At 71.9% G+C, this 24,056-nt stretch carries 21 protein-coding genes; 12 read left to right on the plus strand and 9 right to left on the minus strand.

The window, feature by feature from the left end:
* Positions 1 to 2: 2 nt before the first annotated feature.
* Positions 3 to 1,289, plus strand: coding sequence for a glycosyltransferase family protein (locus tag DEJ19_RS11930; RefSeq protein WP_181441586.1), 1,287 nt, complete (start codon positions 3 to 5; stop codon positions 1,287 to 1,289).
* A gap of 159 nt (positions 1,290 to 1,448) precedes the next feature.
* Here DEJ19_RS11930 and DEJ19_RS11935 read toward each other — a convergent pair whose 3' ends face one another.
* Entirely contained in the window at positions 1,449 to 3,941 is a 2,493-nt protein-coding gene (locus DEJ19_RS11935) for a hypothetical protein (RefSeq protein ID WP_111233785.1), read from the minus strand.
* 110 nt (positions 3,942 to 4,051) lie between these two features.
* Positions 4,052 to 4,660, minus strand: a complete 609-nt coding sequence (locus tag DEJ19_RS11940; protein WP_111038004.1) for a hypothetical protein — start codon at positions 4,658 to 4,660, stop codon at positions 4,052 to 4,054.
* Between the two features lie 189 nt (positions 4,661 to 4,849).
* On the opposite strand from DEJ19_RS11940, the gene DEJ19_RS11945 reads away from it, so the two are divergent.
* The 5 genes from DEJ19_RS11945 to DEJ19_RS11965 all read left to right on the plus strand — a co-directional run bounded on the left by DEJ19_RS11945 (position 4,850) and on the right by DEJ19_RS11965 (position 10,174).
* Positions 4,850 to 5,752 carry an ABC transporter permease gene (locus tag DEJ19_RS11945; RefSeq protein WP_111093330.1) on the plus strand — a complete coding sequence of 301 codons (903 nt, stop codon included), beginning with the start codon at positions 4,850 to 4,852 and terminating at the stop codon, positions 5,750 to 5,752.
* A gap of 3 nt (positions 5,753 to 5,755) precedes the next feature.
* Positions 5,756 to 6,985 (plus strand): ABC transporter ATP-binding protein, encoded by a 1,230-nt coding sequence (locus DEJ19_RS11950; protein WP_111022340.1) that lies wholly within the window; start codon positions 5,756 to 5,758, stop codon positions 6,983 to 6,985.
* The gene (locus DEJ19_RS11955; protein WP_220035317.1) at positions 6,904 to 8,079 is read left to right on the plus strand and encodes a glycosyltransferase family 2 protein; all 1,176 of its coding nucleotides are present in this window, start codon (positions 6,904 to 6,906) and stop codon (positions 8,077 to 8,079) included. The genes DEJ19_RS11950 and DEJ19_RS11955 overlap by 82 nt, the downstream gene beginning before the upstream one ends.
* A gap of 74 nt (positions 8,080 to 8,153) precedes the next feature.
* Entirely contained in the window at positions 8,154 to 9,323 is a 1,170-nt protein-coding gene (locus DEJ19_RS11960; protein ID WP_220035318.1) for a glycosyltransferase family 4 protein, read from the plus strand.
* Complete coding sequence (locus DEJ19_RS11965; protein WP_071406439.1) at positions 9,320 to 10,174, plus strand: glycosyltransferase family 2 protein; 855 nt, start codon at positions 9,320 to 9,322, stop codon at positions 10,172 to 10,174. Before DEJ19_RS11960 ends, DEJ19_RS11965 begins: the two co-directional genes overlap by 4 nt.
* Positions 10,175 to 10,431: 257 nt before the next feature.
* Here the strand turns inward: DEJ19_RS11965 and DEJ19_RS11970 are convergent, their stop codons facing one another.
* The 3 genes from DEJ19_RS11970 to DEJ19_RS11980 are packed head-to-tail and all read right to left on the minus strand — an operon-like array spanning position 10,432 to position 13,740.
* Positions 10,432 to 12,249: a glycosyltransferase gene (locus DEJ19_RS11970; RefSeq protein WP_146250667.1), complete on the minus strand. Its 1,818-nt coding sequence runs from the start codon at positions 12,247 to 12,249 to the stop codon at positions 10,432 to 10,434.
* An 8-nt stretch (positions 12,250 to 12,257) separates the two neighbouring features.
* Positions 12,258 to 13,121, minus strand: coding sequence for a glucose-1-phosphate thymidylyltransferase RfbA (gene rfbA, locus DEJ19_RS11975; protein ID WP_111233373.1), 864 nt, complete (start codon positions 13,119 to 13,121; stop codon positions 12,258 to 12,260).
* Between the two features lie 10 nt (positions 13,122 to 13,131).
* Positions 13,132 to 13,740: a dTDP-4-dehydrorhamnose 3,5-epimerase family protein gene (locus DEJ19_RS11980; RefSeq protein WP_111095390.1), complete on the minus strand. Its 609-nt coding sequence runs from the start codon at positions 13,738 to 13,740 to the stop codon at positions 13,132 to 13,134.
* An 85-nt stretch (positions 13,741 to 13,825) separates the two neighbouring features.
* Here DEJ19_RS11980 and DEJ19_RS11985 point away from each other — a divergent pair, with 85 nt between their 5' ends.
* From DEJ19_RS11985 to DEJ19_RS12010, 6 genes are all read left to right on the plus strand, one after another.
* Complete coding sequence (locus DEJ19_RS11985) at positions 13,826 to 14,767, plus strand: glycosyltransferase family 2 protein (RefSeq protein ID WP_071406435.1); 942 nt, start codon at positions 13,826 to 13,828, stop codon at positions 14,765 to 14,767.
* Complete coding sequence (locus DEJ19_RS11990; protein ID WP_111233374.1) at positions 14,757 to 16,316, plus strand: glycosyltransferase family protein; 1,560 nt, start codon at positions 14,757 to 14,759, stop codon at positions 16,314 to 16,316. Before DEJ19_RS11985 ends, DEJ19_RS11990 begins: the two co-directional genes overlap by 11 nt.
* Positions 16,313 to 17,923, plus strand: a complete 1,611-nt coding sequence (locus tag DEJ19_RS11995; RefSeq protein ID WP_111233375.1) for a glycosyltransferase family 39 protein — start codon at positions 16,313 to 16,315, stop codon at positions 17,921 to 17,923. Before DEJ19_RS11990 ends, DEJ19_RS11995 begins: the two co-directional genes overlap by 4 nt.
* A complete protein-coding gene (gene rfbB, locus DEJ19_RS12000; protein WP_071406432.1) occupies positions 17,920 to 18,906 on the plus strand; it encodes a dTDP-glucose 4,6-dehydratase in 987 nt (328 codons plus the stop codon). Before DEJ19_RS11995 ends, rfbB begins: the two co-directional genes overlap by 4 nt.
* An 11-nt stretch (positions 18,907 to 18,917) precedes the next feature.
* The gene (rfbD, locus tag DEJ19_RS12005; protein WP_111088169.1) at positions 18,918 to 19,769 is read left to right on the plus strand and encodes a dTDP-4-dehydrorhamnose reductase; all 852 of its coding nucleotides are present in this window, start codon (positions 18,918 to 18,920) and stop codon (positions 19,767 to 19,769) included.
* Between the two features lie 190 nt (positions 19,770 to 19,959).
* Complete coding sequence (locus DEJ19_RS12010; protein ID WP_111233376.1) at positions 19,960 to 21,102, plus strand: glycosyltransferase family 4 protein; 1,143 nt, start codon at positions 19,960 to 19,962, stop codon at positions 21,100 to 21,102.
* 13 nt (positions 21,103 to 21,115) lie between these two features.
* Here the strand turns inward: DEJ19_RS12010 and DEJ19_RS12015 are convergent, their stop codons facing one another.
* The 4 genes from DEJ19_RS12015 to DEJ19_RS12030 all read right to left on the minus strand — a co-directional run bounded on the left by DEJ19_RS12015 (position 21,116) and on the right by DEJ19_RS12030 (position 24,052).
* The gene (locus tag DEJ19_RS12015; RefSeq protein ID WP_111233377.1) at positions 21,116 to 21,883 is read right to left on the minus strand and encodes a glycoside hydrolase family 16 protein; all 768 of its coding nucleotides are present in this window, start codon (positions 21,881 to 21,883) and stop codon (positions 21,116 to 21,118) included.
* Positions 21,884 to 22,119: 236 nt separating this feature from the next.
* Positions 22,120 to 22,392, minus strand: a complete 273-nt coding sequence (locus DEJ19_RS12020; protein ID WP_111233378.1) for a hypothetical protein — start codon at positions 22,390 to 22,392, stop codon at positions 22,120 to 22,122.
* A 40-nt stretch (positions 22,393 to 22,432) separates the two neighbouring features.
* The gene (gene purE, locus DEJ19_RS12025) at positions 22,433 to 22,900 is read right to left on the minus strand and encodes a 5-(carboxyamino)imidazole ribonucleotide mutase (RefSeq protein ID WP_111093363.1); all 468 of its coding nucleotides are present in this window, start codon (positions 22,898 to 22,900) and stop codon (positions 22,433 to 22,435) included.
* A 54-nt stretch (positions 22,901 to 22,954) separates the two neighbouring features.
* Entirely contained in the window at positions 22,955 to 24,052 is a 1,098-nt protein-coding gene (locus DEJ19_RS12030; protein ID WP_111233379.1) for a glycosyltransferase, read from the minus strand.
* Positions 24,053 to 24,056: the final 4 nt, after the last annotated feature.

Raw genomic sequence — 24,056 nt, forward strand, 5'->3', positions numbered from 1 at the left:
GCGTGACCGCAGTGATCCCGAGCACCCCCATGTCCTCTCCCCTCCGCGAGGACTACGCGGCCCTCGCGGCCGACGAGCACGCCGAGGGCCCCCGCGGCACGATCCGCTTCGCGGTGTCGACCGCCGACCCGGCCGAGGGCAAGGGCGACCTGTTCGTCGCGCTCGGGCTGGCACGGGCGCTCCGGGCCGAGGGCTGGGGCGTCGCGATGTGGCCGCTCGAGCGCTGGGGCGAGGAGCTCCCCGCCGACACCGCCGTCGTGGTCAGCATGATCGAGTCCTTCGTGCCCGGGTACGTCCCAGCCGGCACCGCCCTGGTGGCGTGGGTGCGGAACTGGACCGCCAAGTGGGCAGCCCTGCCGTACCTCGACGAGTTCGACGCGGTCTGGACGTCGTCCGGGATCGCCCGCGACGCGATCGCGGCGGCGTACTCCGGCCCCGTCGAGGTGGTGCCGATCGGCGTCGACACCGAGCTGTTCACGACCGACGCCCCCGCACCGCGCGAGCGCACGGACCGCGCCGTGACCACCGTCAACTTCTGGGGCGTCCGCCGCCGGGTGCAGGACGTCCTGGCCGAGGTCGCCCCGGCCGAACCGATCGTCTGGTTCGCCGCGAACGTCGACCACGTCGAGGCCTCCGCGGGCGTCGAACTCCGCCCCGCCGTGCCCTACTTCGCCCTGCCCGAGGTCTACCGCGCCGCCGGTTTCGTCGTCGACGACGTCATCGAGCCGGCCGCCGAGTACGGCACCCTGAACTCCCGCCTGTACGAGTCGCTCGCGTCCGGTGCGCTGCCCGTCACCGACTGCGCGCTCGGGCTCGACGAGCTCGGCCTGTCCGACGTGCCGGTGTTCGACGACGCCGCCTCGCTCGAGCGCGTGCTCGCGATGCCCCGCGACGAGCGCACCGCCCTGGTCGCCCGGCTCCGCGCCGTCGTGGTCGAGCGGCACTCGTTCCGCAGCCGAGCCGAGCAGGTCGGTCCGTCGCTCGACGCCGCCGTCGCCGCCGCCTCGGGCCGGAGCGGCGAGCGTGGCGCGTTCCTGCGGTGGGCCACCGCCCAGCGCGAGACGCTCCGGCAGACCGAGCACGACCGCGACGTCCACCTGGCCGGCGTGCACGACATCAACGCGCGCCTGGTCGAGTCGGAGCAGAAGGTCGGCGCGTACGACACCGCCCGCCGCCTGGCCGAGGCGGAGCGCGACCAGATCGCGGCCCGCTTCGAGGGCCTCACGCGCTCCCCCGAGTACCGGCTGCTGCACGGCGTGGGCCTGATGGCGCGGCGCGTGCGGCGCTGACGGCGGTCGACGCGACCGGAGACGGACGGGAGGCCCGGTACCAGCTGGTACCGTCCCTCCAGGCACGGCCGTCACCCCGCTGGCGCGGTGCGCCGGTACCGGCTGGCGGGGCCCACCTCCCGTCCGTCGTGTGGCGACCGTCTACTGCACGGTGACCGTCTACTGCACGGTGACGGTCTTCGTGCCGAAGCTCTTGTAGGTGCCGCTCGGCAGGTCCTGGAAGTAGACGCGCACGGTGTGCGTGCCCTTCTTCACCCCGGTGAACTTCCGCGACAGCCCGACGTCCGAACCCCAGTCCGGGTGCACGGCCTGCACGTCGGTGCGGGTCGCGTTGACGGTGCCCGGCGAGACGGCGACGCCGTCCAGGTGGATCTTGTACTTGACCGGGTCCCAGACGTCCGGGTCGATCGCCCAGCCGGCCACGGTGATGGTGCCCGTGCCGCCGGTGACGGACTCGTACAGGCCCTTGACCGAGCCGGTCTTGCCCGTCTTGCCGGTGGTCGGCGGGTCGGTGACCGTCACGCTCTTCGTGCCGAAGCTCTTGTAGGTGCCGCTGGGCAGCTCCCGGAAGTACACGCGCACGGTGTGCGTGCCGGCGGTCAGCCCGGGGATCTTCAGCGAGAGGCCGACGTCGGAGCCCCACGCGGGGTGCACGGCCTCGACGTCGGTCCGCTTCGCGTTCGCGGTCCCGGGGGCGATGGCGACACCGTCGACGTGGATCTTGTAGGCGACGGGGTCCCAGACGTCGGGGTCGATCGCCCAGCCGCGCACCGTGGCGCTGTTCACGCCACCGACCACGGACTCGAACGCACCCTTGACCGAGCCGGTCTTGCCCGTCTTGCCGGTCGTCCCCGACGCGTCGGGTTCGGCGGTCGACGCGGCGGTCACGGTCACGGACTTGGTGCCGAAGCTGACGTACTTGCCGCCCTGCAGGTCCTGGAAGTAGACGCGCACGGTGTGCTTGCCCGCCTTCAGGCCGGTGAGCCGGAGCGTCAGACCGACGTCGGAGCCCCACGTCGGGTGCGTCGCCTCGACGTCGGTGCGGGTGGCGTCCGCGACCCCGCTGTTCGTGCTCACGCCGTCGACGTGGATCTTGTACTTGACCGGGTCCCACACGTCCGGGTCGATCGCCCAGCCGCGCACGGTGGCCGTGCCGACGCCGCCGGTGACGGAGTCGTACGAGCCGCGCACGGCACCGGTCTTGCCGGTCTTGCCGGTGGTCGGGGCGTCCACGACGACCGACTTCGACGCGACCTTCACGTACTTCGTGCCGGGCTTGTCCATCACGTACAGCGTCACGGCGCGCGTGCCCGCGCTGATGCCGCCGATCGTCTTCGAGAAGCCGAGGGTGCTCCCGACGCCCGGGTAGACCTTCGCGACATCGGTGCGGGTCTTGTCCGCCGTGCCCGTCGCCTTGCTCACGCCGTCGACGAGGATCTTCCACGAGCCGGGCTTGGACGAGTCGGGGTCGAGGACCCAGCCGGTGGCCGAGATCGTGCCGACGCCGCCGGTCACCGAGTCGAGGACGCCCTTGGGCGCCGCGCTCGTGATGGTGCGGGTGTAGCAGCCGAGCAGGGTGTTCGCCCCGCGGCCCTGGTTGATGGCGTAGCTGCAGACGGAGTGCTTGCCGAGGCTCAGCCCGGTCAGTTCGGCCGAGAACCCGTGCCGGGTGTTGTTCGCGCCGAGGGTGCCGGCCAGGTCGCTCCGGGTCGTGTCCGCCGTGACGGTCTTCGCGCCGGTGCCGTCGACGTAGAACGCGACGCGCAGGGCGTTGGTGGTGTCCGGGTCGGCCGCCCAGCCGGTGACCGTGATCGACGAGGTGGAGGTCGCGGTCACGGAGTCGACGTCGCCGTAGGGGTTGCCGCCGCCGGCCGCAGCACCGAACCAGTCGGTGTACATGCGCCAGAAGTTGCGGTTGCCGTAGGCGGAGCAGCTGTCACCGGAACCGTAGAGGTTCGACATGGCCGCGGCGTTCGGGGTGTACGGGGTGTAGATGTACAGGCTCGCGGTGGCCTGGTTCTGGATGTAGACGGACTTCCGACCGCAGGCCGCGTTCGGGTTGAGCAGGATCGAGTTCGTCCGGCCCGCCTGGTACGCCCACGAGGTCGGCGACGCCTGGTACCGCTTGAACTGCAGGGCCGCGGCGTAGACCTGCTGGCCGAAGCCGAAGTAGGCCGGGTCGCACGGGGCGGTGTCCGGGCACGCGAAGCCGGTGGCGTGCAGGTACATGTAGGACGTCGGCGAGGACGTCGTGACGATGCCCTGCTCCTTCTGCAGGAGCACGAGGAGCACCTTCTGGCTGATGCCGCACGCGGCACCGACCTGGGCGATCATCGTCGCGGCCGACTTGGTGCCGCCCGCGATGGCCGCGCACCGGCCGGAGACGGCGCCGATCGAGCTCATCTTCTGCGAGAAGTCCTTCAGGCAGGCGGGGCCGCTCGACGACTTCCGGCAGTTCGGCGCGACGCTCGTCAGGAACGACTGCACGGCGGCGGCGTTCATCGCCGAGCCGTTGTAGAAGTTCGCGTCGCTGATGATGTTGCCCGGGTCGAAGTCCGAGGCGACCGCGGCCGACGCCGACTGGGTCGTGGTCTGCTCCGCGAGCACCGTGCCGAAGGTCAGGCCGCTCACCGCGACGGCGAAGGCCGCCACCAGGGCGAGGGAGCTCCGGAGGGAACGACGGGAGCGGGCTCCTCGGGGGGAACGGGGGGAACGGGGGGTGCGGGGGGTGCGGGGGGTGCGGGGGGTGCGGGGGGTGCGCATCACGGGACCTCGGCGGTCAGGGGGTCGGACGTCGTCGACGCGGAGCCGACGGCGTAGGTCAGGGTGACGGACCAGGTGCCGCTCGACACCTTCGCCGCGGGGAACGACACCTGCGCGCAGTTCACCGACGAGGCACTCGCCTGTGCGGTGCTCGTGGCGGTGCGCGTGACGCCGTCCTTCGTCGCGGTGAAGGTGCACTTCCCGCTCGTGTCGGTCGTACCGGAGACCAGGCCACCGGCCTGGAGGGTCTTCGAGCCGGTGTCCCAGCCGGCGAACGTGACGACGGACGTGGCCGGGTACTCCGACGGGTCGGTGTCCGGCTGGTTCGTCGCGCCGCTGCCCGGGAACGCACCGGGGGTGTCGTCGTCGGAGGCGCCGGCGTCGTCGCCGTCACCGTCGTCGGACCCACCGTCGGTCGGCGTCGAGGCCGCGTCGGTGGGGACCGAGGTCGCCGAGTCGTCGTCCGTCGGGGTCGCACTCGGGGTGCGCGAGACGGACGCGGACGGCGACGGGGTGGCGTCGTCGCCACCACCGGAACAACCGGCCAAGAGGAGACTGAGTGCACCGACCACCGCGAACGCAGCGATCGGCCTGGATGCGAGGAGCATGCTGACGGGCCGTCCTGTGGATGTTGACAAGGGTCCGGGTTGCAACAACGGTAACTCGAAAGTGAAGGTTGAGGGTTGGATCGGCCGGAATCACCCCCACTCGGGGTGCACGACGACCGTCGCCCAACCCCGTCCCGCGGGCCCGGTGAGTATGCTGTTCCGGTCCTGCCCCCACGAACGAAGAGACGTATGGTCGACCAAGCCCGCATGACCGCGCTCGCGAAGGAACCCCTCGTCGTGATCGGCGCTCCGACGAGCGCCTTCCGCGGGACCTTCCGTGAGCTGCGCGACGTCTTCCGGCAGCGCGAGATGCTCGGCATGCTCGTCCGGCGTGACCTGAAGGCCCGCTACAAGGACTCGGCACTCGGGTTCGTGTGGACGCTCGTGCGCCCGCTGACCCAGCTGCTCATCTACTACTTCGTCATCGGCAAGGTCCTCGGCGCCGCCAACGGCATCGACAACTTCGCGATCTACGTCTTCACCGGCCTGACCGCCTACACGCTCTTCAGCGAGATCGTCGCCGGGTCGACCGGGTCGATCGTCGGCAACTCGGGGCTGATCAAGAAGGTCTACGTCCCGCGCGAGGTCTTCCCGCTCGCCAGTGTGGGCGCGGCCCTGGTGAACTTCACCATCCAGTTCGCGATCCTCCTGGCGGCGACCGTCGTCATCGGCGTCTTCCCGTGGCACGAGGGTCTGGTCTACCTGATCCCCTCGCTCGCGGTGATCCTGGTCTACGGCGCGGCCATCGGCCTGGTGCTGTCCGCGCTCAACGTGTACCTGCGCGACGTGCAGTTCGTCATCGACGTCGGCCTGATGGTCCTGCTCTGGGCCTCACCGATCGTCTACTCGTACTCGCGGGTGGTCGCCACCGTGAACGCCGACTGGCTCCTCACCCTCTACACGAACAACCCGCTGACCCTGTCGGTGCTCGGCCTGCAGAACGCGATCTGGCTGCACGACCCCGCCGACGTCACGTACCCGGACCACCTGATGCTCCGGCTGGGGATCGCGTTCGTGATCGGCATCCTCTGCCTCATCGGTGCGCAGCGGATCTTCTCCCGCCTGCAGGGCAACTTCGCGCAGGAGCTCTAGACCATGGCCATCAGCACCCCCGTCGCCCCGACGACCGCCGGCGAGACCGCCGAGCGTCCCGACGTCATCGTCATCGACCACGTCCGCAAGCGCTTCACGGTCCGCAAGGACAACACCTTGCGCGAGCGCATCGTCACGCTCGGCCGCGCCGGGCGGAAGCACCGCCAGGACTTCTGGGCCCTCGACGACGTCACGGTGTCGATCCAGGCCGGCTCGACCGTCGGGCTCATCGGCCAGAACGGCTCCGGCAAGTCGACCCTGCTCAAGGCCATCGGCGGCATCATCCAGCCGACCTCCGGCACGGTGTCGCGCCGCGGTCGCCTCGCCGCGCTGCTCGAGCTCGGCGCCGGGTTCCACCCCGACCTGTCCGGCCGCGAGAACGTCTACCTCAACGCGAGCCTGCTCGGCCTCAGCCGCAAGCAGACCGACGAGAAGTTCGACGACATCCTGGCGTTCTCGGGCATCGGGGACTTCATCGACACCCAGGTGAAGTTCTACTCATCGGGCATGTACGTGCGGCTCGCGTTCGCCGTCGCCGTGCACACCGATCCCGACGTCCTGCTCGTCGACGAGGTCCTGGCCGTCGGTGACGAGGCCTTCCAGCGCAAGTGCCTCGACCGCATCCGCACCTTCCAGGAGGCCGGCAAGACGATCATCATCGTCACGCACTCCCTCAGCCAGGTGCAGGAGATGTGCGACCGCGTCGTCCTGCTCAACAAGGGCAAGGTGCTGCACGACGGTGACCCCGTCCAGGCCGTGAGCATGTTCCGCGAGGTGCTCGAGGAACGCCGGCAGGGCGAGCTCAGCACCGACGTCGCCGTCGGCCGGGGTAAGGTCATCGGCGCGAGCGTGCGCGTCGACGGCAAGGAGCCCCGCGCCGAGGTCATGCCGGGCGACGACCTCGTCGTGGACATGGAGTTCGAGCACCTGGACGGCATCGCCGACTGGGAGGCCGCGGTCCAGATCAACAACGCCGGTGGCCAGGTCGTCTACGGCACCACCACCGGCATCATGGGCCTCGAACTGCAGCCGCTGCACGGTCGCCGGAAGCTCCGCCTGCGGATCGCCGACACCGCGTTCGGCACCGGCAAGTACTTCATCAACGTGTCGATGATGGACTCGGCCGGGCGCCACCTGCACGACATGCCGGAGTGCGACTCGTTCGAGGTCCCCGGGTTCGAGCACGCCGTGGGCACGGTCTACGCCGAACCCTCGATCGAGGAGCTCGACTGACCCCGGACGACGGCGACACCGGGACCAGCGCCGACGGCACGCCCCGTGCCGACTCCGCGCCCCGGACCGACGGCACGCTCCGCACCGCGGTCGTCGTCGTCAACTGGAACCGCGCCGACCTGACCACCGCGGCCGTCCGCGCCGTGCTCGACGAGGGCACGGCCGACGACGTCATCGTCGTCGACAACGGGTCGTCCGACGACTCCGTCGCGGTGCTCCGGCGTGCCCTGCCGGACGCCACCGTCATCGCACGCGACGACAACGGCGGCTTCGCGGCCGGTGCCAACACCGGCATCCGGTACACGGACGCCGACGTCGTCGTGCTCCTCAACAACGACGCCGTGCCCGCACCGGGCTTCGTCGCGGCGCTCCGCGACCACCTGGCGCACGCCGGGCCCGAGGTCGCCGCGGTGACGGGCCGCATCGTGCTCGCCGGACGCTGGACGGGCCTCCCGGCCGGGGTGGAGCCCGCCCCCGGCCAGCGGGTGCTGCGCGACCACGACGGCCGTCGCTGGACGCCGTCGGCGGACGGCGAGGTCCGGCTCAACTCCACCGGCGTCCGTGTCGACCACGACGGCAACGGGATGGACCGCGACTGGTTCGCGCCCGTCGACCGGGTCGCCGACGTCGACGTCTTCGGTTTCTCCGGCGGCGCGTCCGCGCTCCGGCGCACGGCGCTGGACGACGTCGGCCTGCTCGACGAGTCCCTGTTCATGTACTACGAGGACACCGAGCTCGCCTGGCGGCTGCACCGCCGCGGATGGCGCGTCGAGCACGCGGCCGAGGCGGTCGTCGAGCACGACCACTCGGCGTCGTCCGGCGTGCAGAGCGACCTGTTCGTCTTCCGGAACGCGCGCAACCGCATCGTCGTCGCGCTCTGGCACGCTCCGTGGCCGACCGTCGTGCGGGCGAGCGTCCGCACCCTGGTGCGCGGTCTGCGTGGGCTGGCCTCCGGTCGCACCCGCCGGGAGGCGCGGCTCGTCCTGACGGCGTTCGCGGACGTCGCGGGGACCCTGCCGGTCCACCTCGCGCGCCGGCTGCGCGAGACCCGGCGCGCGTCCGTCCCGCGCCGCAGCGTGGACCCGGGCGCATGAGTGCAGCGGGCTATCCTGGACACTCCCCCGTCGACGGCCCCGGCCACGACGTCCCCGCCCGGAAGGAACCACGCGTGCCGCAGCTCACCGTCCTCGTCGACGGGACCGCGGTACCGCAGGCGCTCGGCGGCGTCGGACGCTACGTCGAGGGGGTCGTGTCCCACCTGACCGACCCGTCGCTCGACGTCCACCTGGTCGTCCGCCCCGTGCACGCTCCGCACTTCGCCGCCGTCGCGCCGCACGCGACCGTGCACACCGCACCGGGCTGGACCGACTCGGTGCCGCTCCGGTTCCTGTGGGAGCAGACCGGGCTGCCGGCGCTCGGCCGTCGGCTCGGGGCGCATGTGCTGCACTCCCCGCACTACACGTTCCCGTTCAGCTGGCGCGGCGGGTCCGTCGTCACGCTGCACGACGCCACGTTCTTCTCGAACCCCGAGTGGCACTCGCGCCTGAAGCGCACCTTCTTCACCTGGTGGAGCCGCCGGTCCCTGCGCACCCGACCCGTCGTCATCGTGCCGAGCGCCGCGACCGCGACCGAGGCCGCCCGGGTCGTGCGGGGCATCCGCGCCGACGTCCGGGTCGCACCGCTCGGCGTCGACCGCACGGTGTTCCACGAGCCCGACGTCGCCGCGGTCGAGGACGCCCGGATCGCCGCCACCCTGCCCGAGGGTGCCCCGTGGATCGCGTTCCTCGGCACCATCGAACCGCGGAAGAACGTCACGGCGCTGCTCGACGCGTACGCCTCGGTGCGCGCCGCGCGTGCGGCTGCAGGGTCGGACGGTCACCCGGGTGCGGAGACCCCGTGGCTCGTGCTGTCCGGGGCCCGCGGCTGGGACGAGGCGGCCATCGCGCGGCTCGACGCCCTGCAGCCCACCGACCACGTCATCGAGGCCGGCTACCTGCCGATCGAGGACCTCGCCGGGTTCCTCGGCGGTGCCGAGTTCGTCGTCTACCCGTCCCTCGGTGAGGGCTTCGGGCTGCCCGTGGTCGAGGCGATGGCCTCCGGCGCGTGCGTCCTGACCACCCGGCGGCTGTCGCTGCCCGAGGTCGGCGGTGACGCGGCCGTCTACAGCGAGCCCGACGCGACCGCGCTGGCGTCCGCGATGACGGCGCTGCTGGACGATCCCGCGCTCGTGGCCTCGCACCGTGCGGCGGCGCTGACGCGGGCCTCCGCGTTCACCTGGGACGCCACGGCAGCCGTGCACGTCGAGGCCTACGAGTCCGTCGCCGGGGGTGCGCGGTGATCCGGGTCGCGGTGCTGACGGTCACCTACAACACCGGCGAGACCATCCGGCCGTTCCTGGCGAGCGTCGCCGGTGCCTCGAAGGACCCGGTCGCCGTCGTCATCGCGGACAACGGCTCGGCCGACATCGACGCGCTCCGGGCGATCGGTGAGTCCTACGGCGCCGTCGTGGTGTCCTCCGGTGGCAACCGCGGCTACGGCGGCGGCATCGACGCGGCACTGAGCGCCCTCGACGACGTGCTGCCGGACGTCCGTCCGGAGTTCCTGCTCGTGACGAACCCCGACGTCGTGCTCGGCGAGGGCTCGATCGACGAACTCGTGGCCGCCGCCGACCGGTTGCCGTCCGGTGGGTCGTTCGGGCCCCGGATCCTCGACGACCAGGGCGAGACCTACCCGTCCGCCCGGCAGCTCCCCTCGCTCCGGACCGGCCTCGGCCACGCGGCGTTCTCGCGGTTCTGGCCGGCGAACCCGTGGAGCCAGCGGTACTGGTCCACCACGAAGGTCGTCGAGCGCGAGGCCGGCTGGCTCTCCGGTGCGTGCTTCCTCATCCGGACGTCGCTCTTCCGCGAGCTCGACGGGTTCGACGAGTCGTACTTCATGTACTTCGAGGACGTCGACCTCGGGCAGCGCGTCGGACGGTCGGGTCGAGCGAACGTGTACGTGCCCTCGGCGGTCGTCACCCACACCGGAGCCCACTCGACGTCGTCCAACCGGCGCCGGATGGAGATCGAGCACCACCGGAGCGCCTACCGGTTCCTGTCGCGGAAGTACCGGGCGTGGTGGCTCTGGCCCCTGCGCGTCGTGCTGCACGCCGGCCTGTCGCTCCGCGCCCGCTGGGTCACGCGCAAGTAGCTCCCGCTCGGTCGGGGTCGTTGCGCGCGGGGTCTGCCGTCGCGCCCCCGCACGGGCATCGCGCCCCGACTCCTCGGGGCGCAACGACCGCAGCGGGGCGCGCACATCGGTCGCGGGTTCGGAGGCCCCGGTTCGATCGCGTTCCGCACAACCGAAGTGCACGCGAACCGCGGGATTGCGCGGCTCGAACACACTTTGCTTGTGCGGAGCGTCGCGCGGCGGGGACGCGGGCAGCGGGTGGCGACGGCGTCGGCGGGTCAGGGGTGCAGGCGCGCGCGCGACGCGCGGGCCGCCGCCAGCAGCACGGCAGCGCGGGCGTCGAAGGAGTGCTCGGCTGCGATGCGCTCGGCCACGGCGGCACGCTCGGCAGCCGACGGCCACGAGCGCGCCGGGTCGAGCAGGTCGGCCAGCTCGTCGCGGGAGCCCGCCACCTCGAGGGTCGGGACGTCCAGCACGTCGGACAGCCCGGCCACCGGGTCGGTCACGACGACTCCCCCGGACGCCAGCACGTCGAACACCCGGTTGGACACGAAGCCCCCGGCGGCCATGTCGGGCCAGTGGTCGTTGAGCACCACACGCGCCGAGGCGTAGGCCGCCGCGACCTCGGCCCGGGTCAGCGACGGTTCGCCGAGTGACTCCGCGGGGACGACCTCGTCCCACCCCGGACCGTGCACGCGCAGGTCGGCACCGAGCGCGACCGCGTCGGACACGATGGGTCGCGCGGCACCGCGAGTCGAGCCGACGAACACCGCGTGGTCGGCATCGGGGCTCGTCGCCGTGCGCGCGCCCGGGTGGAACACCGCCGGCTCGGTCGCCTGCAACAGGGTCCGGACCGGCACGCCCGCACGCGCAGCAGCGGCGGCTGCCCACACCGGTCCGGCCGCGAAGGCCGCGTCGAACGACCGCAGTTCGGCGTCGGCGACGTCGTCGGGGTGGCTGATCACCCAGAGCAAGTTCACCGACGCCGGGTTCGGCGGCACCCGGTCGAGGCCCCGGATCACCAGCGTGACGTCGTCCGAGGCATCGTCGGCCCGCACGTGGGCGTCGCGTCGGTCGATCCGGACGCGCTGCCCCAGCCGCTCGAGTGCCCCGGCGAGCTCGGCGGCGAAGTGCACGTCGCCCCAGCCGTCGCCCTCCGGCCCGGCGGGCGCAGCGATCTTGAGCGACCAGGTGAGGTGTTCGGCGTCACCGCCGGTCACGCGCGCGGCCGGGGCCACCGGCCGGGCACCCCAGGGCGGCAGGGGCGGTCCGGTGACGACACCGTCGCCCTCGGACGCGCGGTCGCGCCAGGCGGTGAACGCGTCGACGGTCGCGGCGTCGACGGTCCGACCGGCCTCGACCGAGCGAGTCGCCTCGCCGACGACGCGCACGGCTCCGCCATCGGCATCGGCGACCGCGCGGCTCCAGGCCGTCAGGGTCATGCGTTCGTCCGGGAGGCACGGTGCCGGCACCAGCGCCGCCCCCGGCACCGAGAGCACCGGCTGGTCCGCCGCGAAGACGGTGTCGACGTCGGTCACGGCGTCGACGCGGTCGTCCGACCACGGCAGGGCACCGGGCCGCAGCAGCCGAGCGCCGGAGCGGAAGGTGCCGTCCGGCATCCGGACCCGGGCCTGCGCGACCGAGCCCGCCGCCGCGAGGGCGTGCAGCGCCGGCACGTCGACCGACACCGAGGTGTCGACCACCACGAGCGTCCGGCCCACACCGGCTGCGACCCCGGCGTTGATCGCCGAGCCGAGGCCGTCGACGGGTTCCGGTCGGACCCACGGCAGGCGACGGCCGAACGGGTCGACCGGCGACGCGTCCGCGACGTAGCTCACGGCCCGGACGTCGACCCCACGACCGAAGGCACCACGGGCGACCGACACGAGCCGGCCGACCTCGGCGTGCCGGTCCGAACGGGTCGTGACGAGCACCGTGACGTCCTGGTCGAGCCGCGACAGCGGGTCCGGGAACCCGGTCACGGGAACGACGGACGCCGCCGTCACGGACGCGGGACGGGCCTCCTGGCCGGGGTGGCCGGAGGCCGTCGCATCCGGACGGCGGCGTCGACCGAACCAACCGGGGGCGGGGGTCACGTGCGGAGCTAGACGCCGAGGAGTCGCTGCAGGTAGACGCCGTAGCCGCCCTTGACCAGCGGCGCGGCGAGCTCGGCGAGCTGCGCGTCGTCGATCCAGCCGTTCCGCCAGGCGATCTCCTCGATGCAGCCGATCTTGAAGCCCTGACGGTCCTCGATGACCTTCACGTACTCCGACGCCTGCATCATCGACTCGAACGTGCCGGTGTCGAGCCACGCGGTGCCGCGGTCGAGGACCTGGACGCCGAGCTCGCCGGCCTCGAGGTAGCGCTCGTTGACCGTGGAGATCTCGAGCTCGCCGCGGGCGCTCGGCTCGATCGTCTTCGCGATCTCGATGACCTTGTTGTCGTAGAAGTACAGGCCGGGGACGGCGTAGTTCGACTTCGGCTCGGCCGGCTTCTCCTCGATGGAGACGGCGGTGAAGTCGTCGTCGAACTCCACGACGCCGTACGCCTTCGGGTCGGCCACGTGGTACGCGAAGATCGTCGCGCCCTGGACGTCGGTGTTCTTCCGGAGGTTCGTGCCGAGGCCGGTGCCGTGGAAGATGTTGTCGCCGAGGACGAGGGCGACGCTGTCGTCGCCGATGAACTCCTCGCCGATGACGAAGGCCTGCGCCAGACCGTCCGGGGACGGCTGCACGGCGTACTGGATCTCCATGCCGAGCGCCGAGCCGTCGCCGAGCAGGGCCCGGAACTGGTCGTTGTACTCCGGCGTCGTGATGACCAACACCTGTCGGATGCCCGCCATCATCAAGGTCGACAGGGGGTAGTAGACCATCGGCTTGTCGTAGATCGGCATGAGCTGCTTGCTGATGCCCTTGGTGATCGGCCAGAGGCGCGTGCCGGAACCGCCGGCGAGGATGATGCCCTTCATCGCTTTCCCCTTACTTCTTCGTCCGGAGCGACTCGGTGTACGCGACGCACTCGTCGTACGTCGGCAGCAGGCCCTGTGCCGCGGCTTCCTCGAGGGTGGGGGCGCTGGTGTCCTTCTCGGACAGCACCAGCTCGCCGAGGCCCTCGGGCAGGTCGAGCCCGACCGTCGGGTCGAGGATCGTGATCCCCTTCTCACGCTCGGGGTTGTAGTGCGCGCTGACCAGGTAGTTCACGGTCGACTGGTCCTCGAGCGCGACGATCGCGTGGCCGAGCCCCTCGGACAGGTAGACGGCCTTGCGGTCGACGTCGTCGATCCGGACGGAGTCCCACTGGCCGAACGTCGGGGACCCGACGCGGATGTCGACGATGTAGTCGATGAACGCCCCACGCACCGCGGTGACGTACTTCGCCTGGCTCGGTGCGACGAGGGCGTAGTGGATGCCGCGGGCGACACCGGCCGCGGAGATCGACATGTTCACCTGGCGGAGGTCGAGCGGGTGACCGACGGTCTCCTCGAGCACGTCGGCGCGGTACGCCTCGAGGAATGCTCCTCGTGCGTCGCCGTGCTGGACGGGCGTGAACTCCCACGCGCCAGGGATCTTCAGTTCGCGGATCTGCACCGGGGAAGCCTAGCAAGCCGTGAGTTCGCATAGGCTGTCATGGTTCTGCGCATTGCCGACTCCCGAATCGAGACCAAGCGAGCCCGTGAAGCTATTCGTCCAGATCCCCTGCCTCAACGAGGAGAACACCCTCGCCAGCGTCATCGACTCCATCCCGCGGGAGATCGACGGCATCGACGAGATCGAGATCCTGGTGATCAACGACGGCAGCACCGACCGCACCGTCGAGGTCGCCAAGGAGCACGGCGTCAAGCACTTCGTGCACCACACCACGAACATGGGCCTCGCCCGCTCGTTCCGTGACGGCGTCGACTACGCGCTGCTGCACGGTGCGGACATCGTCGTGAACACCGACGGGGACAACCAGTACCCGCAGGCGCAGATCGCCGAGCTCGTGCAGCCGATCCTCCGGAAGGAAGCCGAAATCGTCATCGGCGACCGGCAGACGCGCACCATCGAGCACTTCTCCGGCTTCAAGAAGGTCATGCAGCGCTTCGGCTCGTGGGTCGCGAGCCGCGCTGCCGGGCTCGACCTGCCCGACGCGGCCAGCGGGTTCCGCGCGTACTCGAAGTACTCGCTCATCCGCCTGAACATCGTGACGCGCTTCAGCTACTGCATGGAGACCATCGTGCAGGCCGGCTACAAGCGCCTGGCGATCGCGTCGGTGCCGATCACGACGAACCCGAAGACCCGCGAGTCACGGCTCTTCAACAACATCTTCCAGCACATGTTCGAGTCCGGCTCGGCGATCGCCCGCGTCTACCTGATGTACCGGCCGATGGCCCTGTTCCTCTGGGTCGCCGCGGTGCTCGGTGCGCTCGGACTCTGGCCGCTCATCCGCTACCTGGTGCTCCTGGCGATGCAGACCGGCGGCAACCACCTGCAGTCGATCATCCTCGGTGTCGTCCTGCTCATCACGGCGCTCCTGTCCATAGTCATCGGCGTCGTGGCCGACCTCACCCGCCTCAACCGCACGCTGGCCGAGGAGCAGCTCGACCTGCAGAAACTGCAGCGGTATGGCGACTGACACGGCCCCGGCCGTGTCGCGCTCCGACGTCCGACCCGCGGTCGGGCGGCGCGAGCGCATCCTCGTGATCGCGTCGACGGTGGCGTTCGCCGCCGTCCTCACGGTCTGGGCCGTCGTCACCACGACGTACAAGGCCCCGGACGAGCCGACCCACGTCGACGCCGTGCTGCACCTGGCGATCGGTGACGGCTGGCCGGCACCCGGTGCGATGCACTACCTCAACGCGGTGCACGACACCCAGATCAGCAACATGCGGCAGTCGACCGACGTGAACCAGACGTGGGGCGAGCTGCTCCGCGAGTTCCCGGGCGTGCACCCGACGAGCATCGACCAGATGTCGCAGCACCCCGCCACGTACTACGCCCTGGCCGCCGGGGTCCTGCAGCTGGTGCACTTCGAGGACCTCCGCTGGGACCTCGCCGTCATGGTGCTGCGACTGTTCGACGCCCTGCTCGTCCTGCCGCTGCCGTTCCTGGCGTGGGCGACCGTGCGTCGGCTGACGCGGTCACCACGGGCCGCCCTGGTCGGCGGTGCGGCGGTGTTCGCCCTGCCCGAGGTCGCCTCGATCGGCACCTCGGTCACGAACGACGCGCTCATGCTGCCGCTGGCCGGCGCGCTCGTGTACTTCGTCGTGCGACTGCTCACGGGCGACCTGCGGGTGCGCACGACCATCTGGATCGGGCTGCTGCTCGGCGCGATGCTGCTCGTCAAGGGCACCGCACTCCCCGCGATCCCGTTCGTGGGCATCGCCGTGATGGCCGCGGGCTGCGCCCGGGCGACCGTCTGGCGGAACGCGCTCCGGACGCTGTGGACCCTGGGGCTCGCCGCCGTCGTCGGTGGCTGGTGGTGGCTGCGCAACATCCTCGTGTACCGCGACATCCAGCCGGACGGCATGGCCGGCGCACGTCCGCCGATGCCGTTCCCGGCCGGCACCGCCGCCAGCCCCGAGGTGTTCCTCCGCGACTACTGGAACGGCGTCACGCGCACCTTCTGGGGCAGCGTCGGCGGTCTCACCCAGTTCCAGCTCGCCCAGGTCCTGATCGACGGGCTGACCATCGCGTCGATCGTCGGCATCGTCGTCTGGGGGTTCCGCCGCGGCCCGTCGCTCCGCCCGGCGATCGTGCTGGCGTCGTTCCCCGTCATCCTCATCGCCCTGCACCTGCAGAGCGGGTGGGGCGGGTACGTCCGGAGCACCATCGTCGCGGGCACCCAGGGGCGCTACTACTACCCCACGCTCATCGCCCTCATCGCCCTGAGCGCCCTCGCCTGGCGCCGGGTCACCGTGACGGCAGCCGGCACCACCCGGCTCGCCGTCGGGATGTCGATCGCGGCGATGGCCATCGCGCTGTACGGCGTCGTCTACGCGCTGCGGGCCTTCGGGCGCGACGCCGCCTTCTGGGTCGACGAGTTCGCGGTCGGCCGGTTCGACCGCTACGGCATGGTCCCCGCCGGCACGAACTTCACCCTCGTCGCCGTCGCCGCGGTCGCACTGACCGTCACCGCCGTGCTGCTCGTCCGGTTCATGCGCCGTCCGGAGGTGCTCGCGTGAGCGCCCGCCGACCGCTCGTCGGCCGGCACGAGTGGGTCCTGCTCGGCACCGTGACGCTGGCCTGGCTCGCCTTCCTGCTGACCTTCGCCCTGGTCACCCCGGCCTTCGGGGCACCCGACGAGCCCGCACACGTCGACGCCGCGTTCCGCCTCGCGCTCGGACTCGGCTGGCCGCACGGCGGCGAGATGCACTACCTCGCCGCCGTGCGCCAGGTCGTCGAGCACCCCGCACCGGCCGTCGACCGCCCCACGGTCGACGCGCTGCTGGCGGCGGTGCCCGGGGACTCCCCCGCGATCGACCCGATGTCCCAGAACCCGCCGACGTACTGGTTGGTGGCCGCCGGGATCCTGCGCGTCATCCGGTTCGGCTCGCACGACTGGGCGACCTCGGTGCTCGTGCTCCGCGTGTTCGACGTGCTGCTCGTCACCGCGCTGCCGGTCCTGGTCTGGGCGACGGTCCGTCGGGTGACCCGCTCGCCCCGCACCGCACTCGTCGCCCCGGTCCTGCTCTTCGCCGTCCCGCAGCTGGCGCAGGTCGCCTCCGGCGTCACGGTGTGGGCACCGGTCGTCCTGCTCGGCGCCGTGCTCGTCTGGCTGAGCGCACGCGTGCTGACCGGCGACCGTTCGTGGTGGACCACCGCCGGGCTCGCCGTCGCCGTCACCGGGCTGGCCGCACTGAACGCGCTGGGGCTCCTGGCGATCCCGTTCGTCGTCCTCGTGTCCGCCCTGGCACCGGGCCGGACGTGGGGTCGCCGGGCCCTGCACGCCGGCGTGGTCGTCCTCGCTGCCGTCGCCGTGTCCGGCTGGTGGTGGGTGCGGACACTGCTCGTGAGCGGGACGCCCCTGCCCGACGCCCTGCGCGCCGTCACGACCGTGCAGCCGTACCCGGCGGGCGGTGCGAACCCCGGGGCGTTCGCCGGGCGCCAGTGGGACGGCCTGACCGCCTCGTTCTTCGGCGCACTCGGTGCGAACCAGTGGCCGTTGCCGGCGATGGTCATCGACACGCTCGCGGTCGTCGGACTGGCCGTCATCGGGTGGTCGTACGCCCGCCGGGTTCCGGGCCGCCGGGTGACCACGATCCTGCTCGTCTGGCCGACGGCCGTCCTCGTCGCCACCCTCGCCTACAACTGGCGGAACTACCTCGGCACGCACCAGGGCAACGGGCTGCAGGGCCGGTTCCTGTTCGTCGCGGTCGTCGCGCTCGTGCTCGCACAGGCGGTCGCCTGGCACGCCCTCGTCGTCCGTCCGGAGCTCCGCCGACGCCTGGCCCGGCTCGCGGTCGTCGGTTCGCTCGCGATCGGCACGTACGGCATCGGCCTGACCTACCGCGGCGGGTGGGAGAACACGCAGTTCCGCATCACGCCCGGCGGGATCTCCGCGATGGCCGGCGGCGCGGTCACCGGGCCGTTCGCGATCCTGCTGGTCGCAATCGTGTTCGCGGCCGCCGCCGTCGCGAGCGTCGTCCTGGTGTGGCGGACCGTCGCCGAGCCGGGAGCACCCGCCACCGCCGCCGAGCCCGCCGACGACGCCGAGCCCGCCGACCCCACCAGCGGCCCGCTAGAATCGCCGCCGACCCACGAACCGACCGTCAGGAAAGAGAACTCGTGAAGATCCTCGTCACCGGAGGAGCCGGCTTCATCGGCTCGAACTTCGTCCGCCGCACGCTGGAGGACGCGTACCCCGGCCTCGAGGGCGCCGAGGTCGTCGTCTACGACGCACTGACCTACTCCGGCAACGAAGCGAACCTCGCCCCGGTCGCCGACTCCCCCCGCTACACCTTCGTGCACGGCGACATCCGCGACGCCGCGAAGCTCGACGAGGTCGTCCCGACCGTCGACGCCATCGTGCACTTCGCCGCCGAGTCCCACGTCGACCGCTCGGTCCGTGACTCCGGCATCTTCGTCGAGACCAACGTCGTGGGCACCCAGCGCCTGCTCGACGCCGCCCTCCGCCACGGCACCGAGCGGTTCGTGCACGTCTCCACCGACGAGGTCTACGGCTCCATCAGCGAGGGCTCGTGGGACGAGGAGCGCCCGCTCGAGCCGAACTCGCCGTACTCGGCGTCGAAGGCCGGCAGCGACCTGCTCGCCCGCAGCTACCACCGCACGCACGGGCTGAACCTCTCGATCACGCGCTGCTCGAACAACTACGGGCCGTACCACTTCCCCGAGAAGGTCATCCCGCTCTTCGTCACCAACCTCATCGACGACGTGCACGTGCCGCTGTACGGCGAGGGCAACAACATCCGCGACTGGCTGCACGTCGACGACCACACCCGTGGCATCGCGATGGTCCTGACCCGTGGCCGCGCCGGCGAGATCTACAACATCGGCGGGGGCACCGAGCTGACCAACAAGGAGCTCACGCAGCTGCTGCTCGACGCGACCGGCAAGGACTGGTCGTACGTCGACCGCGTCGCCGACCGTCTCGGCCACGACCTGCGCTACTCGGTCGACATCTCGAAGATCCAGGCCGAGCTCGGCTACGAGCCGCTCGTGCCGTTCGAGCAGGGCCTGGCCGACGTCGTGCAGTGGTACCGCGACAACCGCGCCTGGTGGGAGCCGCTCAAGCAGCGTGCGGCCCTGAGCTGAACCGGCACACCGTGACCAGGTACCTCATCACCGGCGCCGCCGGCATGCTCGGCCAGGACCTCCAGGCCGCACTCGCCGGCCGCGACGTCACCGCGCTGTCGCGGGCGGACCTCGACATCACCGACCCGGCCGCGGTTGACGCCGCCGTCGCCGGGCACGACGTCGTGATCAACTCGGCCGCCTACACGAAGGTCGACGACGCGGAAGACCACGAGGACGACGCCCACGCGGTCAACGCGACGGGGCCGAAGCTCCTGGCCGAGGCCGCGGTCCGCCACGGCGCGAAGCTCGTCACCGTGTCGACCGACTACGTCTTCGACGGCAACGGCACCGCGCCCTACGCCGAGGACGCCCCGACCGACCCGATCAACGCCTACGGCCGCACCAAGGCCGCCGGCGAGGCGTTCGTGCGCGCGATCGCCCCGGACACCTCGTACGTCGTCCGCACCGCGTGGATCTACGGCGCACACGGGCCGAACTTCGCCGCGACGATGCTCCGGCTCGCGGGGTCGCACGACACCGTCAGCGTCGTCACCGACCAGGTCGGCCAGCCGACGTGGACGGGCGACCTCGCCGCGCGGATCGTCGAACTCGTCGACGGGGACGCCCCCGCGGGCATCTACCACGGCACGAACGCCGGCCAGGGTTCCTGGTTCGACTTCACGCAGGCCATCTACCGCGAACTCGGGCTCGACCCGGAGCGCGTGCTGCCCACCGACAGCGCCGCCTTCGTCCGGCCGGCGCCGCGCCCGGCGTACAGCGTGCTCGGCCACGACGGCTGGTCGCGCGCCGGACTCGCGCCGATGCGCGACTGGCGCGACGCATTGCACGCTGCGGTCGCGGCGGGTGCGCTGACCGCGTAGGCACGGCTCTCGACCGGGAGGCGCGGGTCGGTTTCCGCACACCGCGGACCCGACCCGCGCCTCCTGTCCGACCACCGACCGCGCCCAGGGGGCGCCGGGACCACCCTGGTAGTGTCGGGCAGCCGAGCGCCGGGCCGGCCCTCGGCCCCCTGACCACGGGTCCACGAACCACGACGAGGAGCACAGCACCATGACCACCCTCCACGTCATCGTCGACCAGATCGTCGCGCCCGTGCCGGGCGGCATCGGGCGCTACGCCGAGGAGCTCGCGCGACACCTCGTCGAGCACGCGCCGAGCGGCTGCGAGGTCGCGGGTGTGGTCTCCGCTGTCGGGTCCGACGAGATGGCGCACCTGCGGACGCTCCTGCCCGGACTGTCCGACCTGCAGCGACTGCCGCTGCCGCGTCGTGAGCTGTCGCTCGCCTGGCAGGGCGGGTTCGTGGGCGGCATCGCGAAGGGCATGGTGCACGCGCCGAGCGTGCTCGCACCACTGGTCAAGCACGACCGTTTCCAGGACCCGGGCCGGCAGACCGTGGTGACCGTGCACGACGTGGTGCCGTGGACCAACCCTGAGACCCTCACACCGCGCGGCGTCCACTTCCACAAGGCGATGGTGAAGCGGGCGTGGAAGCACGCCGACGCCGTCGTGGTGCCGACCCACGCCGTGGCGGGTGCGCTGAACGAGATCCACCGGTTCGACGACCGGCTCCGCGTGATCGGCGGCGCCCCGAGCGGACGCCTCCGCCTGCCCGTCGACGCCGACCTGCGCGCCGAGCGCCTCGGCCTGCCCGGCCGCTACGTGCTCGCGGTCGGCACGCTCGAGCCGCGCAAGGCCCTGGCGTCCCTGATCGAGGCGATGGCCCACCCCGACGCCCCCAGCGACGTGCCCCTGGTCATCTCCGGCCCGGACGGCTGGGGCGACGTCGACGTGTACGGCACCGCGGAGCGTGCGGGCCTGTCGCGCGACCGGGTGAAGGTCCTCGGCCGCATCGACGACGCGGACCTCGCGGTGGTCTACGACCGTGCGACGGTGTTCGTGTTCCCCAGCCTCGCCGAGGGCTTCGGCCTGCCCGTGATCGAGGCGATGAGCTTCGGCACCCCGGTGATCCACTCCGACGACCCCGCCGTGGCGGAGGTCGCGTCGGACGCCGGCGTCACCGTCGCCCGGTCACCGCGGGAGTCCTACCCCGCACGGCTCGCACAGGCCGTCTACCAGGTCGTGAACGACCCGCAGCTGTCCAGCCGGCTGGCCGTGGCGGGGCCGGACCGCGCACGCATGTACGACTGGTCCGACTCCGCCGCGGAGACCTGGCAGCTGCACGCCGACCTCTGACGGCCGGAGCGCGTCAGCCCTTGTACGTGTAGGTGCTGACCCAGTCGATGTACAGGTGCCCGGTGTCGCCCCAGTCGCCCACCTGGAACATGTAGCGGTGTGCGGTCTTCGGCACGTCGTAGGTGATCGTCTTGATCACCTTGCCGTCGAGGCGGTACCGCACGGACTTCCCGGGCACCCACTCGATCGAGTACGTGTGCCACGAACGCCACGAGACGCCGGTGCTCATGCTCGTCGCGTTGGCCTCCTGGCCCGCGATCATCGAGTGGTGGTGCAGCATCGGCTGCTGGTCGAAGTTGGCCTCGGGGTAGTCGATCTCCCCGTCGGCCCAGCGGTCGGACGACGGCCAGAGCATGAAGGCCGCGCCGTTGCCGGCACCGCCCGTGGCCTTGGCGCGGACGATGAACTTGCCGCCCTTGTGGCCCCAGGCTCCCGTCGGCGTGCCGAAGGTACCGGCGGCGCCGTGCTTGCCGTCGAGCTTGACGTCCATGTACCCGTTGTGCGAGCTGATCTGCGAGCCCGAGTAGTACATGCCGCCGGTCCCGTCCGGGTACGGCTGCCACGAGTTGGCGTACTTCTTGGCGAAGGCGCCCTTCGCACTGGCCGCGGTGCTGAACTGCTCGCGGAAGGTCTGCTTGAAGTTCCCGACGTCGCCGAGCGGTGCCGAGCTGGCGGTCGCTGCGGTCCCCTGACCGAGCGGTCCGGCGACGAGTGCTGCTCCGAGGAGCACGACGGCGAGTGCGGCCCTCCTGGTGGTGCGCTTCTGCATGAGGTCGGTCACTCCCTGACGTGACTGTTCGCACCCGTTCCCGTGGGTGCCGGGCCATCGGATCTCGACTGCCCGGCGTTCACGGTAGTTGCTGTCCACAATCTGCGCCTGGGGGTTGACACTTCAGCGCACCCCCAGTACACGGGGCTTGCGCGAGGATCAGCCGTCGGGCAAGAAGTCCTGGTCAGTGCGCGTGGCGCGACCGGTCACCCGTCGGATCGACCAGGGAACGTCGTCGTGCCGCCCGATCAGGGGCGGGCGCGACGACGCCGAGCGACGAGCGCGACCACGACGGTGGCCATGACCGCGACGACGGCCACGACCCCTGCGACCTCGGCGACGTGGAGCGCCGCGAACCACGAGTCGAACTGCGACTTCGTCGCCACGACGTCCGGGCCCGCGCCACGGAGCCACACCGCCACGGGGTTCACCGGACCGGCCGCGCCCGCAGCGACCACGCAGACCACCGCGGCGACCACGGCGACCGCGGAGAGGACGAGGACGGGGACGGCGCGGCGCATCCCGCTACCGTAGCGCGGCTCGGACCCCGCAGCGGCGGCCTCAGAGCGAGTCGCGGAGGCGCGCCGCCTTCTCCTCGACCAGGCGCTCGAGCCCGTCGGCGTACTCGGCCAGGCGAGCGGCGACGGCCGGCTCCGAGGAACCGATGATGCGCGCGGCCAGCAGACCGGCGTTGGCGGCACCGTTGATCGCCATCGTCGCGACCGGGATCCCCGCCGGCATCTGCACGATGGAGAGCAGCGAGTCGAGGCCGTCGAGACGCGCGAGCTGCACCGGGACACCGATCACCGGGAGCGTCGTCATCGAGGCCACCATGCCCGGCAGGTGTGCCGCTCCGCCGGCCCCGGCGATGACGACGCGGATGCCACGGTCGGCGGCACCGCGGGCGAAGCGGGTCATCTTGTCCGGCGTGCGGTGCGCCGACACGACGTCCGCCTCGAACGGGATGCCGAGTTCGGTGAGGATGTCCGCCGCGGCCCGCATGGTCGGCCAGTCGGAGTCCGACCCCATGATGATCGAGACGAGCGGCTGTGCGGGTGCGGCGGTGTCGGTCACGCGACGAGCCTAGCCGAGCAGCACGCGTCGCCAGGTGTCGCCGTCACGGCCGATCGTGCGGTCCTCGGCGACCCAGCGGGCCGCTCCCTCGTCCGCCCGGCCACGGTCGACGGCGGTCCGGACGGCGTCCCGCCACGCCTGGACGTCGTCCGGCACGGCCACGGCCCCGTGGGCCCGTGCGACGGCGTAGGACGGACGGTCGGACACCACGGCGGGCAGCCCGAGCGCGGTGTACTCGAGGAACTTCAGGTCGCTCTTCGCGCGGTTGAACTCCTCGTCACGGAGCGGTGCGACGCCCGCCCGCCAGCGCTCCCGGTGCGCCACGAGCCATCGGGAGAACGCCGGGTAGTGCCCGTCGGGGACCTCGACCCGGCGGAACCAGTCGGCACCGCCCTCGTCGGTCACCCCGATGACCTCGAGCCGGATCGGGGTGCCGTCGGCGGTGGTGAGGTCGGCGAAGACGTCACGCAGGAGCTCGAGGTCGGCGGCGTGGGTGAGCGTGCCCATGTACAGCACGCGGTGCTCCCCCGCGGTCCGCTCGTCGTCGTCCGCGGTGGGGCCGGCGGTCCAGATCGTCGGGTCGAGGGCGTTCGGCACGACGACGACGTCCCGCGCCACCGGACGGACCACGTCGGCGAGTTCGGGCGTGCTCACGACGACGGTGTCGGCACCGCGCACCAGGGCGTCGATCGAGGCGAGCCGGTCGGGGTCGTACTCGGCGCGGGCCAGACGTGCTCGTCCGGACTCGGTGAAGAAGTCGTCGTCGACCTCGGCCACGACGCGGATGCCCCGGGAGGCGGCTGCCGCCAGGAAGGGCTGCACGTCGGCACGGGGAAGGATGTCCCGCTGCACCAGGAGTGCGGCGTAGGGCGCCTGGTCGGAGCCGTCGACGAACGCTGCCGGGTCCACCTGGCGCACCTCGGCGGTGCCGCTCGCGGCCAGGTGCTCGGTGCGGCGGACGACACGGACGTGTGCCGAGGCAGGGTGGGCGCCGCCACCGCCCGCGACGACGTACCCGAGGACGGGCAGGGGTGTCGGCTGCGGCGGGGCACCTGCGACGGCGCGACGCAGGCGTGCGGCGGCCCGGCGGACGAGATCACGCGGCATGCGC

The sequence above is a fragment of the Curtobacterium sp. MCSS17_016 genome (assembly GCF_003234255.2).
Taxonomy (GTDB): domain Bacteria; phylum Actinomycetota; class Actinomycetes; order Actinomycetales; family Microbacteriaceae; genus Curtobacterium; species Curtobacterium flaccumfaciens.